The 12,656-nt window shown below is 61.1% G+C and carries 12 protein-coding genes; 9 read left to right on the plus strand and 3 right to left on the minus strand.

The genetic code is table 11. From position 1 onward, the window contains the following. Nucleotides 1–164: 164 nt before the first annotated feature. The gene (locus ASE80_RS00005; RefSeq protein ID WP_056857107.1) at nucleotides 165–533 is read right to left on the minus strand and encodes a hypothetical protein; all 369 of its coding nucleotides are present in this window, start codon (nucleotides 531–533) and stop codon (nucleotides 165–167) included. Between the two features lie 235 nt (nucleotides 534–768). On the opposite strand from ASE80_RS00005, the gene ASE80_RS00010 reads away from it, so the two are divergent. Beyond that, nucleotides 769–2,067, plus strand: coding sequence for a serine/threonine protein kinase (locus ASE80_RS00010; RefSeq protein ID WP_056857108.1), 1,299 nt, complete (start codon nucleotides 769–771; stop codon nucleotides 2,065–2,067). After that, nucleotides 2,060–2,848 carry an MlaA family lipoprotein gene (locus ASE80_RS00015; RefSeq protein ID WP_056857109.1) on the plus strand — a complete coding sequence of 263 codons (789 nt, stop codon included), beginning with the start codon at nucleotides 2,060–2,062 and terminating at the stop codon, nucleotides 2,846–2,848. Before ASE80_RS00010 ends, ASE80_RS00015 begins: the two co-directional genes overlap by 8 nt. 61 nt (nucleotides 2,849–2,909) lie before the next feature. On the opposite strand, the gene ASE80_RS00020 is transcribed toward ASE80_RS00015, so the two are convergent. Then, nucleotides 2,910–3,815, minus strand: a complete 906-nt coding sequence (locus tag ASE80_RS00020) for a DUF808 domain-containing protein (protein WP_056857110.1) — start codon at nucleotides 3,813–3,815, stop codon at nucleotides 2,910–2,912. Between the two features lie 133 nt (nucleotides 3,816–3,948). On the opposite strand from ASE80_RS00020, the gene ASE80_RS00025 reads away from it, so the two are divergent. Both ASE80_RS00025 and ASE80_RS00030 read left to right on the plus strand, forming a co-directional pair. After that, nucleotides 3,949–4,554: a TetR/AcrR family transcriptional regulator gene (locus ASE80_RS00025; protein ID WP_056857111.1), complete on the plus strand. Its 606-nt coding sequence runs from the start codon at nucleotides 3,949–3,951 to the stop codon at nucleotides 4,552–4,554. Between the two features lie 210 nt (nucleotides 4,555–4,764). Next, entirely contained in the window at nucleotides 4,765–5,223 is a 459-nt protein-coding gene (locus ASE80_RS00030) for an REP-associated tyrosine transposase (RefSeq protein ID WP_056857112.1), read from the plus strand. Nucleotides 5,224–5,349: 126 nt separating this feature from the next. Here ASE80_RS00030 and ASE80_RS00035 read toward each other — a convergent pair whose 3' ends face one another. Beyond that, nucleotides 5,350–5,790 carry a GlcG/HbpS family heme-binding protein gene (locus ASE80_RS00035; RefSeq protein ID WP_056857113.1) on the minus strand — a complete coding sequence of 147 codons (441 nt, stop codon included), beginning with the start codon at nucleotides 5,788–5,790 and terminating at the stop codon, nucleotides 5,350–5,352. 256 nt (nucleotides 5,791–6,046) lie between these two features. On the opposite strand from ASE80_RS00035, the gene gcl reads away from it, so the two are divergent. From gcl to pyk, 5 genes are all read left to right on the plus strand, one after another. Beyond that, entirely contained in the window at nucleotides 6,047–7,822 is a 1,776-nt protein-coding gene (gene gcl, locus ASE80_RS00040; RefSeq protein WP_017136240.1) for a glyoxylate carboligase, read from the plus strand. A 10-nt stretch (nucleotides 7,823–7,832) separates the two neighbouring features. Continuing rightward, nucleotides 7,833–8,615: a hydroxypyruvate isomerase gene (hyi, locus tag ASE80_RS00045; RefSeq protein WP_056857114.1), complete on the plus strand. Its 783-nt coding sequence runs from the start codon at nucleotides 7,833–7,835 to the stop codon at nucleotides 8,613–8,615. 171 nt (nucleotides 8,616–8,786) lie between these two features. Next, nucleotides 8,787–9,677 carry a 2-hydroxy-3-oxopropionate reductase gene (locus ASE80_RS00050; RefSeq protein WP_056857631.1) on the plus strand — a complete coding sequence of 297 codons (891 nt, stop codon included), beginning with the start codon at nucleotides 8,787–8,789 and terminating at the stop codon, nucleotides 9,675–9,677. A 158-nt stretch (nucleotides 9,678–9,835) separates the two neighbouring features. After that, nucleotides 9,836–11,116, plus strand: a complete 1,281-nt coding sequence (locus ASE80_RS00055; RefSeq protein ID WP_056857115.1) for a glycerate kinase type-2 family protein — start codon at nucleotides 9,836–9,838, stop codon at nucleotides 11,114–11,116. Then, a complete protein-coding gene (gene pyk, locus ASE80_RS00060) occupies nucleotides 11,106–12,521 on the plus strand; it encodes a pyruvate kinase (protein ID WP_056857116.1) in 1,416 nt (471 codons plus the stop codon). Before ASE80_RS00055 ends, pyk begins: the two co-directional genes overlap by 11 nt. Nucleotides 12,522–12,656: the final 135 nt, after the last annotated feature.

Here is a 12,656-nt window from a genome sequence, read left to right on the forward strand (position 1 = left end):
GCCTGCATGCGGATACTACTGATCAGACTAAATGCCATGCTGCGAGACGGTACAGAATGGCGCTGACGGACGGTAGGTTAAGACAGTTGCTCCCACATTCGAGCGCATTCCAAGGGATGCATCCAATCTAATGTGGGAGCGGGCTTGCTCGCGAAGAGGCCCTGTCAGACAACCCGAGGCTTCCTGACCAATCGCAACCCCGCAATCACCACCGCAAACACCGCAAACGTGGTGTTATACAACGCCAGCGCCGGCAGCCCGAACACCATCCCCAGCACCGCCAACCCCCAGCCGACGCGGCCCGGCACAAAAAACGCCAGCACCGACGTCACCAACGCCGCCCAGCCCAATACCTTGAAGTGAATCATCAGCCCCAGGTTCGAGCGCAGCTGGCATTCCCAGCGGCTGGCCTCATCGACGCAGACCCCCACCCACTGGCCGTCTTCCATAAAACCGTAACGGGCGCCATAACTGGCAGCCAGCCATAACGGCAAGGCGATAAGCAGCAGGATAAGTGGCAAACGACGGGACATGGCGAACTCCGATAGGCAAAAACGGCGCTCAGCTTAATCCCACGGCGGCCGTTAGCAAGGTGTGTACGCAGATAACTGTTCATCAAGGCGCTGCAAAGTGTATCTTCTCGCTACTATTACCCCCGATTCCGTGTTTTTTTCCGACTTTTAGTGCCGAGGGCTGGCACTTCGGTGGCAACGCGGTGGTCATAGCCTGCGAACTTCATTCAGCACGTTTCCTCTTAGGGATTAAGTCATGCTCCGTTCCTTGCGCTGCGCTGCCTTGCTGGGCAGCCTATTTTTGAGTGCGTCAGCACTGGCCGTCGATGTCGACCAGGCCACTTATGGCTTCCCTTTGACGAACCCGTTCGAGGCGACCATTGCCACCACCCCGCCGGACCTGCGGCCCAAATTGCCCAGCAACGACGAGATCAACCAGTCCGATTACACCCTCAACATGCGCCCTGAGCGTGAATTCAGCCTGCCGGACAACTTCTGGGCAGTGAAGAAACTCACTTACCGCATCGCCAAACAGGACCGTGCCGCGCCGCTGATCTTCCTGATCGCAGGCACGGGCGCCCGGTTTGACAGCAGCATCAACGAATACCTGAAAAAGCTCTATTACCAGGCCGGCTACCACGTGGTGCAGCTGTCATCGCCTACCAGCTTCGACTTCATCAGCGCCGCCTCGCGCTTCGCCACGCCGGGTATCACCCAGGAAGACGCCGAAGACATGTACCGCGTGATGCAAGCGGTGCGCGCGCAGAACGCCTCGCTGCCGGTGACCGACTACTACCTCACCGGCTACAGCCTCGGTGCCCTGGATGCAGCGTTTGTCAGCAAGCTCGACGAGACCCGCCGCAGCTTCAACTTCAAGAAAGTGCTGCTGCTCAACCCGCCGGTCAACCTCTATACCTCGATCACCAACCTGGACAAGCTGGTACAGACCGAGGTCAAGGGCATCAACAACACCACGACCTTCTATGAGCTGGTGCTGGCCAAACTGACGCGCTACTTCCAGCAAAAGGGCTACATCGACCTCAATGACGCCCTGCTCTACGACTTCCAGAACTCCAAGCAGCACCTGACCAACGAACAGATGGCCATGCTGATCGGCACCTCCTTCCGCTTCTCGGCGGCCGACATTGCCTTTACTTCGGACCTGATCAACCGCCGTGGCCTGATCATCCCGCCGAAATACCCGATCACCGAAGGCACCAGCCTCACGCCGTTCCTCAAGCGCGCACTGCAATGCGACTTCGACTGCTACCTCACCGAACAAGTGATTCCGATGTGGCGCGCCCGCTCCGACGGCGGCAGCCTGCTGCAACTGGTTGACCAGGTCAGCCTGTACGCACTCAAGGACTACCTGCACGACAGCCCGAAAATCGCGGTCATGCACAACGCCGACGACGTGATCCTCGGCCCTGGCGACCTCGGGTTCCTGCGTAAAACCTTCGGCGATCGCTTGACCGTCTACCCGCTGGGCGGCCATTGCGGCAACCTTAATTACCGCGTCAACGCCGACGCCATGCTGGAGTTCTTCCGTGGCTAAATATCTTTTGCTGCTCGCCGCGCTGATGTGCGCAGGCGTCGCCAATGCCGACAACAGCAAGGCCCACGAGCCGGTCAAGGTTGACTCCGATGGCTTCAAGGAGCCGTTGACCAAACTCAAGTTCAACCCAGGCCTGGACCAACGTGAGTTCGAGCGTTCATCGCTGACGGCACTTAACGTCTATGACCCGCTGGAGTCGTGGAACCGTCGCGTCTACCACTTCAACTACCGCTTCGACCAATGGGTGTTCCTGCCCGTGGTCAATGGCTACACCTACGTCACCCCAAGCTTCCTGCGCACCGGCGTGAGCAACTTCTTCAACAACCTGGGCGATGTGCCCAACCTGTTGAACAGCCTGCTGCAACTCAAGGGCCACCGCTCCCTGGAAACCACCGGGCGCCTGCTGCTCAACACCACCATCGGCATCGCCGGCCTGTGGGACCCGGCCACCGCCATGGGCCTGCCGCGCCAGAGCGAAGACTTCGGCCAGACCCTGGGTTTCTACGGCGTGCCGGGCGGCGCCTACCTGGTACTGCCGATCTTCGGCCCCTCGAACCTGCGTGACACTACCGGCCTGATCGTCGACTACGGCGCCGAGACCGAGATCAACTTCCTCAACGTCTCCAAGGTCAGCGAAAACCACCCGGAAATCTGGGCCCTGCGCGCCGTCGACAAGCGCTACCAGACCAGCTTCCGCTACGGCCAGATGAACTCGCCGTTTGAGTATGAGAAGGTGCGCTACATCTATACCGAATCGCGCAAGTTGCAGATCGCCGAGTAAACCGGGCGACACAAAAAAAGGCCATTCGAATGAATGGCCTTTTTTATTGCGTGGAATTTCTTCAAGCCTTGAGGGTTTTCCACACCTTGCCGACCACGCTCACCACCGCCAACACAACAGCCCCCGCAATAATCCCGGCCACCGCATTGAGCAACGTCGGCATCAACCACGCCAGCCCGCCAACGTGCTGACTGACGCTCTCGATCCAGTGATGCACCGCCGGCACGCCATGGGTGAGAATGCCGCCGCCGACCATAAACATCGCCGCTGTGCCGATCACCGACAGGCTTTTCATCATGTAAGGCGCGGCGCGCAAGATCGCCCCACCGATACTGCGCGCCGCCTGGCCGGGCTTTTGCGTCAGCCACAGGCCCAGGTCATCGAGCTTGACGATACCGGCTACCAGCCCGTACACGCCGATGGTCATGACGATGGCAATGCCCGACAGCACCACCACCTGCTGCATCAAAGGCGCATCCGCGACGGTGCCCAGGGTGATGGCGATGATCTCGGCCGAGAGGATGAAATCGGTGCGAATTGCACCTTTGATCTTGTCCTTCTCAAATGCCACCAGGTCAGTGGCCGGATCAGCCACGGCTTCAACCAGGTGGGCCTGCTCTTCGGTGCGTTTATGCAAAAAGGTATGCGCAAGCTTCTCAAAGCCTTCAAAACACAAATAGGCGCCGCCGAGCATCAACAGCGGCGTGACCGCCCACGGCGCAAAGGCGCTGATCAGCAATGCCGCCGGCACCAGGATCAGTTTGTTGACAAACGACCCCTTGGCCACCGCCCACACCACAGGGATTTCCCGCTCGGCGCGCACGCCGGAAACCTGCTGGGCGTTGAGTGCCAAGTCATCACCCAGCACCCCGGCGGTCTTCTTGGCGGCCATTTTGGTCATCAGCGCAACGTCATCGAGTACGGCGGCGATATCGTCGATCAATACCAACAAGCTGCTTCCTGCCATGAATCGGGCTTCCATAAGAATGAGAAAGGCCGAGCATAGCGCGGCGCAAAGCTTTACGGGCGCATTCTTGAGGCTCGCGGATAGCCGGTGCTACCATGCACAACCGCCGATCTGGCAAGGAAACTCCTGGTTTATGAGCACCATTCGCGAGCGCAACAAAGAAAAGATCCTGCGGGCGGCAAGCGAGGAGTTTGCCGACAAGGGCTTCGCCGCGACCAAAACCAGCGACATCGCCGCCAAGGCCGGGCTGCCCAAGCCCAACGTCTATTACTACTTCAGGTCCAAGGACAACCTCTACCGCGAGGTGCTCGAGAGCATTATCGAGCCAATCCTGGCCGCCTCCACACCGTTCAACCCCGAGGGCGAGCCGGCGGTGGTGCTGAGCAATTACATCCGCTCGAAAATCCGCATCTCCCGCGACCTGCCCTTTGCCTCCAAGGTGTTTGCCAGCGAAATCATGCACGGCGCCCCGCACCTGAGCCCCGAGCAGATCGAACAGCTTAACGCCCAGGCCAAGCACAACATCAACTGCATCCAGAGCTGGGTAGATCGCGGCCTGATCGCCAACATTGACCCCAATCACCTGATGTTCAGCATCTGGGCGGCGACGCAGACGTATGCCGATTTTGACTGGCAGATTTCGGCGGTGACCGGGAAAGCCAAGCTGGACGAGGCGGATTATGAGGCGGCGGCGCAGACGATTATTCGGTTGGTGTTGAAGGGGTGTGAGTTGGGCTGATGGGCCGAGGTGCCGATGCTATTGGCGAGCAAGCCCGCTGCCACATTTTGATCCTCGCGAGACATAAATTGTATTAACACCGCAGACCCCATGTGGGAGCGGGCTTGCTCGCGAAAGCGCCCATCCAGACACATCCTGCCAAAAGCCTGCCGATCAGCATCAGCCACCGAGATCTAGCCTCTCAGAACCCATCTGAAGAGAGGCCATGGAATGCCTGATCTAGCGACTTCACACCGCCTGCGCATCGGGCGGTTCAGCGAACCGAACCGCATCTACCTAATCACCACCAACACCCAGGAGCGAGTCCCACTATTCGGCGACTTTCACCTCGGGCGCCTGGTGGTCTGGCAGTTCAGACTGGCCCAATACCAAGGCCTGGCTAATTCCTTGGCCTGGGTGGTGATGCCAGACCACTTCCACTGGCTGATCGAACTGCAAAAAGGCTCTTTGGGGGATTTGATCTGTCAGGTGAAATCCAAAAGTACGCGATCGGTGAATGGTGCAACCGGGCGCAAGGGCCGGCTTTGGCAAACCGGTTTTCATGATCGGTCACTGCGCAGGGAGGATGATTTGGTAAAAATGGCCAGGTATGTGGTGGCCAATCCACTGCGAGCCGGGTTGGTAGAGCGGATTGGCGACTATCCGTTGTGGGATGCAGTTTGGGTTTAAGGCTGAGACCGAGTTGCCGCCTTCGCGAGCAAGCCCGCTCCCACACTTGACTGCATTCACAGGTGGAACTCGGTCAAGTGTGGGAGCGGGCTTGCTCGCGAAGAGGCCCTTACAGTCACCACATAATCAAGCCGAAACCCCCGCATCCGCCAACAACCCCACCCCCTCAATCGCCGTAATCGCACACTGCTCATCAATATCCGAGGTATCGCCGCTGATCCCGATCGCCCCCAGCACCAGCCCGTCATGATTGCGAATCAACACACCACCCGGTGCCGGCACTACGCTGCCCTGCCCCAGGCTGTTCAACGCGGCAATAAACGCCGGGCGCTGCTGGGCGTCCAGCGCCAGCAAGCGTGAGCCCTTGCCCAGTGCAATCGCGCCCCAGGCCTTGCCGATGGCGATTTGCGGGCGCAACAGGCTGGCGCCGTCCTCGCGTTGCAGGGTGATCAAGTGGCCGCCGCTGTCGAGCACCGCAATGGTCAGCGGCGCAGCCGAGATCGTGCGGCCTGCGGTGAGGGCCTGGCTGGCGAGTTGGGTGGCGAGTTTCAAGGTTAAAGCGCTCATGGTGCCGTCCTTCTTTTGTTATTGGGAATGCGCTGGAGGTCTGTTTGATCAGATGCTCGATCAAACAAATAGAACACAATGATATTTATTTTTGTATACAATATTTTCGAACAAAGGCTCCATACGTCGAAAAAAGTGCTTCCGACGAACGCCAGGGCCACTTTGCAAAATGCATTGACCTGCGCCGCTTGCCGTGAATACACTTTGCCCAGACACCACTTGTATACAATTACAAAACGCAAGAGGCACCAAAACCATGAGCAAAATGAGAGCAATCGAAGCCGCCGTCCTGGTCATGCGCCGTGAAGGCGTGGACACCGCCTTCGGTATCCCGGGCGCCGCGATCAACCCGCTGTATTCGGCCTTGCAGAAGGTCGGTGGCATCGATCACGTCCTTGCTCGCCACGTTGAAGGCGCCTCGCACATGGCCGAGGGCTACACCCGCACCAAGGCCGGCAATATCGGCGTGTGCATCGGCACCTCCGGTCCGGCGGGCACCGACATGGTCACCGGCCTGTACAGCGCCTCGGCCGACTCGATCCCGATTCTGTGCATCACCGGACAGGCCCCACGTGCGCGGATGCACAAGGAAGATTTCCAGGCCGTGGATATCACCAGCATCGTCAAGCCGGTAACCAAGTGGGCGACCACCGTGCTGGAACCCGGCCAAGTGCCCTACGCGTTCCAGAAAGCCTTCTATGAAATGCGCTCCGGCCGCCCTGGCCCGGTGCTGATCGACCTGCCGTTCGACGTGCAGATGGCCGAGATCGAATTCGATATCGACGCCTACCAGCCACTGCCGCTGGCCAAGCCACTGGCTACGCGCATCCAGGTGGAAAAAGCCCTGGCGCTGCTGGATGCGGCCGAACGCCCCTTGCTGGTCAGCGGTGGCGGCGTGATCAATGCCGACGCCAGCGAGTTGCTGGTGGAGTTTGCTGAACTCACCGGCATCCCGGTAATCCCGACCCTGATGGGCTGGGGCACCATCCCGGACGATCACCCACTGATGGTGGGCATGGTCGGCCTGCAAACCTCGCACCGTTACGGCAACGCGACGATGCTCAAGTCGGACGTGGTGCTGGGCATCGGCAACCGCTGGGCCAACCGCCACACCGGTTCGGTGGAGGTGTACACCGAAGGCCGCAAGTTCATCCACGTCGACATCGAACCGACGCAGATTGGCCGCGTGTTCACACCGGACCTGGGCATCGTTTCCGACGCCGGTTCCGCGCTGACCATGTTCATTGAAGTGGCCCGCGAGTGGAAAGCTGCCGGCAAGCTCAAGGACCGCAGCGCCTGGCTGCATGACTGCCAGCAGCGCAAGGCCACCCTGCACCGCAAGACGCACTTCGACAACGTGCCGGTCAAGCCGCAACGCGTGTACGAAGAGATGAACCAGGTGTTCGGCAAAGACACCTGCTACGTCAGCACCATCGGCCTGTCGCAGATCGCCGGCGCGCAATTTCTGCACGTGTACAAGCCACGTCACTGGATCAACTGCGGCCAGGCCGGCCCCTTGGGCTGGACCATTCCGGCGGCACTCGGGGTGGTCAAGGCCGACCCGAGCCGCAAAGTGGTGGCGCTGTCGGGCGACTATGACTTCCAGTTCATGATCGAAGAGCTGGCGGTGGGTGCTCAGTTCAAGCTGCCGTACATCCACGTGGTGGTGAACAACTCCTACCTGGGCCTGATTCGTCAGGCCCAGCGCGGGTTTGAGATGGACTACTGCGTGCAGCTGTCCTTCGACAACCTCAACGCGCCGGAACTCAACGGGTATGGCGTCGACCACGTGGCTGTCGCCGAAGGCCTGGGTTGCAAGGCGCTGCGTGTATTCGAGCCGGGCCAGATCCAGCCGGCGTTGCGCAAGGCGCAGGAAATGATCGAAGAATTCAAGGTTCCGGTGATTGTTGAGATTATTCTGGAGCGCGTGACCAATATTTCCATGGGCACCGAGATCAACGCCGTCAACGAATTCGAAGATCTGGCCCTGGTCGGCAACGATGCGCCGACTGCCATTTCCCTGCTCGATTAAGGAGAACCCTATGCCGCGTTTTGCCGCCAACCTGTCCATGCTGTTTACCGAGCAGGACTTTCTCGCCCGTTTCAAAGCGGCCGCCGACGCCGGCTTCCAGGGTGTGGAATACCTGTTCCCGTACGAGTTCAGCTCCGCCGAGATCAAGGCGCAGCTGGATGCCAACGGCCTGACCCAAGTGCTGTTCAACCTGCCGGCCGGTGACTGGGCCAAGGGCGAGCGCGGCCTGGCGTGCCACCCGGACCGGGTCGAGGAGTTCCGCGCCGGGGTCAAGCTGGCCATCGCCTACGCCCAGGTGCTGGGCAACACCCAGATCAACTGCCTGGCCGGAATTCGCCCTGCCGGTGTGGATGATGAAACCGTGGAAAAGACCTTTGTCGCCAACCTCAAGTACGCCGCCGACAAGCTGCAAGCGGCGGGCATCAAGCTGGTGATGGAGATGATCAACACCCGCGACATTCCGGGTTTCTACCTGAACAACACGGCGCAGGCCCTGTCGATTCGCGAGCAGGTGGGCAGCGCCAACCTGTTCCTGCAATACGACATCTACCACATGCAAATCATGGAAGGCGACCTGGCCCGGACCATGGCGGCGCACCTGGGTGAGATCAACCATATCCAGCTGGCTGACAACCCTGGGCGTAACGAGCCGGGGACCGGGGAGATCAACTATCGCTTCCTGTTCGAGCATCTGGATCGGATTGGTTATGCCGGTTGGGTCGGCTGCGAGTACAAGCCGCTGACCACCACCGAAGCGGGACTGGGTTGGCTCAAAACCCATAACGCCATCTAACTGACACAACACAAAAGAAGGTGGGAGCTGGCTTGCCTGCGATGCGGACACTGCGGTGTATCAGGCAAAACCGGGGGATGCCATCGCAGGCAAGCCAGCTCCCACAGTGGATCTTCAGTGTTTGGCGGACCGTGTCCGCCCTGCACATAGAATAAAAAGAGGATGTTGATCATGGCTAAAATCGGATTTATCGGCACCGGCATCATGGGCCAACCCATGGCCGCCAACCTGCAAAAGGCCGGCCACCAACTGTTCCTGTCCGAGCATCACGGCAAGGCGCCCGAAGCTTTGATCGCGGCGGGTGCCGTGGCCCTGGCCAACCCGCAGCAAGTCGCCCAGGAAGCCGAGTTCATCATCGTGATGGTGCCCGACACCCCACAGGTGGACGATGTGCTGTTTCGCGCCGACGGCGTTGCCGCCGGCCTGTCGCCGAACAAAGTGGTGATCGACATGAGTTCGATCTCGCCCACCGCCACCAAGGCGTTCGCCGCGAAGATCAACCAGACCGGCGCGCAATACCTCGACGCGCCGGTGTCCGGCGGTGAGGTCGGCGCCAAGGCAGGCACCCTGAGCATCATGATCGGCGGCGAGCCGCAGACATTCGAACGCGCCCTGCCGTTGTTCCAGGCCATGGGCAAGAACATCACCCTGGTCGGCGGCAATGGCGATGGCCAGACCGCCAAGGTGGCGAATCAGATCATCGTCGCGCTGAACATCCAGGCAGTGGCCGAAGCACTGCTGTTCGCCTCCAAAAACGGCGCCGACCCGGCCAAGGTGCGCGAAGCGCTGATGGGCGGCTTTGCTTCGTCGAAGATCCTGGAAGTGCATGGCGAGCGCATGATCAAGGGCACCTTTGATCCGGGCTTCCGTATCAATCTGCACCAAAAAGACCTCAACCTGGCACTGGCCGGGGCCAAGGAGCTGGGGATCAACCTGCCGAACACGGCCGGTACGCAGCAGGTGTTCAGTACCTGCACGGCGATTGGTGGCGGCAATTGGGACCACTCGGCGCTGATCAAGGGCCTGGAACACATGGCGAATTTTTCGATTCGCGATAAGTAACACACACCACTGATCGTTCCCACGCTCCGCGTGGGAATGCAGCCCAGGACGCTCTGCGTCCCAAAGCATGACGCAGAGCGTCACATGAGGCATTCCCACGCGGAGCGTGGGAACGATCGCTGCACCTCTAATAACAAGAATCCCCCGGGAGCCCGCTTATGTCGGTCGATCCGCAACACCTGCTTCGCGAGCTGTTTGCCACAGCCATCGACGCCGCCCACCCCCGACAAGTCCTTGAACCTTACCTGCCCGCCGACCGCAGCGGCCGTGTGATCGTGATCGGCGCCGGCAAAGCCGCTGCCGCCATGGCGCTGGTGGTCGAGAACTGCTGGCAGGGCGAAGTCTCGGGCCTGGTGGTCACCCGTTACGGCCACGGCGCGCTGTGCAAAAAAATCGAAGTGGTCGAGGCCGCGCACCCGGTGCCCGATGCGGCCGGGCTTGCCGTCGCCAAACGCGTGCTGGAACTGATCAGCAACCTCACCGAAGACGACCGCGTAATCTTCCTGCTCTCCGGCGGCGGCTCAGCCTTGCTGGCCCTGCCCGCCGAAGGCATTACCCTGGCCGACAAACAAACCCTTAATAAAGCCCTGCTCAAATCCGGCGCGACCATTGGCGAGATGAATTGCGTGCGCAAGCACCTCTCGGCCATCAAGGGCGGCCGGTTGGCCAAGGCCGCATGGCCGGCGACGGTGTACACCTACGCCATCTCGGATGTGCCGGGCGACCAGGCCACCGTCATCGCCTCCGGCCCCACCGTCGGCGACCCGAGCACCTCCCAGCAGGCCCTGGCGATTCTCAAGCGCTACGGCATTGAGGCGTCGGCGTCGGTGCGCAACTGGTTGCAGAACCCCGCCTCGGAAACCGTCAAACCCGGCGACCCGGTACTCGCGCGCAGCCACTTCCAATTGATCGCCCGCCCGCAGCAGTCGCTGGAAGCGGTGGCGGTAAAAGTCCGCCAGGCCGGGTTCAGCCCGTTGATCCTCGGTGACCTCGAAGGTGAAGCACGGGACGTGGCCAAGGTACACGCCGGTATCGCCCGGCAAATCGTGCAGCACGGCCAACCCTTGGCCGCGCCGTGCGTGATTCTCTCGGGCGGTGAAACCACCGTCACCGTGCGCGGCAATGGCCGTGGCGGGCGCAATGCCGAATTCCTGCTGAGCCTGACCGACAGCCTCAAGGGTTTGCCCGGCGTGTACGCACTGGCCGGTGACACCGACGGCATCGACGGCTCCGAAGACAACGCCGGCGCAATCATGACCCCGTGCAGCTACCGCCGCGCCGAAGCCCTGGGCCTTAGCGCCAGCGACGAGCTGGACAACAACAATGGCTATGGCTACTTCGCCGCGCTCGACGGTTTGATCGTCACCGAGCCGACCCGCACCAATGTCAATGACTTGCGCGCCATCCTGATTCTTGAGACTGCCAAACATGACGCCTGACAAGAAAGTCAAAATCCTCGCCACCCTAGGCCCGGCCACTGACGGCATCGATGACATCCGCGAGCTGGTGGAAGCCGGGGTGAATATCTTCCGCCTCAACTTCAGCCACGGCGAGCATGCCGATCACGCCCAGCGTTACCAGTGGATTCGCCAGGTGGAGCGCCAGCTCAATTACCCGCTGGGCATCCTTATGGACCTGCAAGGGCCCAAACTGAGGGTCGGGCGTTTTGCCGAGGGCAAAGTGCAACTGGTGCGCGGCCAGGCGCTGCGCCTGGACCTGGACCCGACCCCGGGCGATCAGCGCCGGGTCAACCTGCCGCACCCGGAAATTATCGCAGCGCTTGAGCCGGGCATGGACTTGCTGCTGGACGACGGCAAACTGCGCCTGCGCGTAATCACCAAACATAGCGATGCGATCGACACCACCGTGCTCAATGGCGGCGAGTTGTCCGACCGCAAAGGCGTGAATGTGCCGCAAGCGCTGCTGGAGCTCAGCCCGCTGACCGCCAAGGATCGCCGCGACCTGAGCTTCGGCCTGGAGCTGGGCGTGGACTGGGTGGCACTGTCGTTTGTGCAACGCCCGGAAGATATCCGCGAAGCCCGCGAACTGATCGGCGACAAGGCCTTCCTGATGGCCAAGATCGAAAAGCCCTCCGCTGTAATGCGCTTGCGGGAAATTGCCGAACTGAGCGACGCGATCATGGTGGCCAGAGGCGACCTGGGCGTGGAAGTGCCCGCCGAAAGCGTGCCGCAGATCCAGAAAGACATCATCAGCACCTGCCGCCAGCTGGGTAAACCGGTGGTAGTGGCCACGCAGATGCTCGAATCCATGCGCTTCTCGCCGGCACCAACCCGCGCCGAAGTGACCGACGTGGCCAACGCCGTGGCTGAAGGCGCGGACGCGGTGATGCTCTCGGCCGAAACCGCCTCGGGCGAATACCCACTCGAAGCCGTGCAGATGATGAGCAAGATCATCCGCCAAGTGGAAAACGGCCCGGATTACCAGGCGCAACTGGACGTGAGCCGGCCCAAGGCGGATGCCACGGTGTCGGACGCCATCAGCTGCGCGATCCGGCGCATCAGCAGCATTTTGCCGGTGGCGGTGCTGGTGAACTACAGCGAGTCCGGCAGCTCCAGCCTGCGCGCGGCGCGGGAACGGCCAGTGGCGCCGATCCTCAACCTCACGCCGAACCTGTCCACGGCGCGGCGTTTGAGTGTGGCCTGGGGCGTGCACTCGGTGGTCAACGACCGGCTGCGCCAGGTCGATGAGGTGTGTTCCACGGCGCTGGAAATTGCCCAGGCGCAGGGTATGGCGCAGCGTGGGGACACTCTGGTAATTACGGCGGGAGTGCCGTTCGGGCAGCCGGGGTCGACCAATTCGTTGCGTATCGAGACGTTGATTTAGCGTCTGTAAGGGCCTCATCGCGGGCAAGCCCGGCTCCCACAGTGGATTGGGTTCACACTTCCTTATGTGTGAACACAGCCAAGTGTGGGAGCTGGCTTGCCTGCGATAAGGGCAACTCGGTCTCACTGACTAACC

Origin of the sequence: Pseudomonas sp. Leaf15, assembly GCF_001421425.1 — a bacterium.
GTDB classification, from domain to species: domain Bacteria; phylum Pseudomonadota; class Gammaproteobacteria; order Pseudomonadales; family Pseudomonadaceae; genus Aquipseudomonas; species Aquipseudomonas salomonii.

Coding starts and splice junctions, on each gene's coding strand:
- ASE80_RS00005 (WP_056857107.1), bottom strand. CDS start 533: ATGTCCCGTCGTTTGCCACTTATCCTGCTGCTTATCGCCTTGCCGTTA.
- ASE80_RS00010 (WP_056857108.1), top strand. CDS start 769: ATGCTCCGTTCCTTGCGCTGCGCTGCCTTGCTGGGCAGCCTATTTTTG.
- ASE80_RS00020 (WP_056857110.1), bottom strand. CDS start 3,815: ATGGCAGGAAGCAGCTTGTTGGTATTGATCGACGATATCGCCGCCGTA.
- ASE80_RS00025 (WP_056857111.1), top strand. CDS start 3,949: ATGAGCACCATTCGCGAGCGCAACAAAGAAAAGATCCTGCGGGCGGCA.
- ASE80_RS00030 (WP_056857112.1), top strand. CDS start 4,765: ATGCCTGATCTAGCGACTTCACACCGCCTGCGCATCGGGCGGTTCAGC.
- ASE80_RS00035 (WP_056857113.1), bottom strand. CDS start 5,790: ATGAGCGCTTTAACCTTGAAACTCGCCACCCAACTCGCCAGCCAGGCC.
- gcl (WP_017136240.1), top strand. CDS start 6,047: ATGAGCAAAATGAGAGCAATCGAAGCCGCCGTCCTGGTCATGCGCCGT.
- hyi (WP_056857114.1), top strand. CDS start 7,833: ATGCCGCGTTTTGCCGCCAACCTGTCCATGCTGTTTACCGAGCAGGAC.
- ASE80_RS00050 (WP_056857631.1), top strand. CDS start 8,787: ATGGCTAAAATCGGATTTATCGGCACCGGCATCATGGGCCAACCCATG.
- ASE80_RS00055 (WP_056857115.1), top strand. CDS start 9,836: ATGTCGGTCGATCCGCAACACCTGCTTCGCGAGCTGTTTGCCACAGCC.
- pyk (WP_056857116.1), top strand. CDS start 11,106: ATGACGCCTGACAAGAAAGTCAAAATCCTCGCCACCCTAGGCCCGGCC.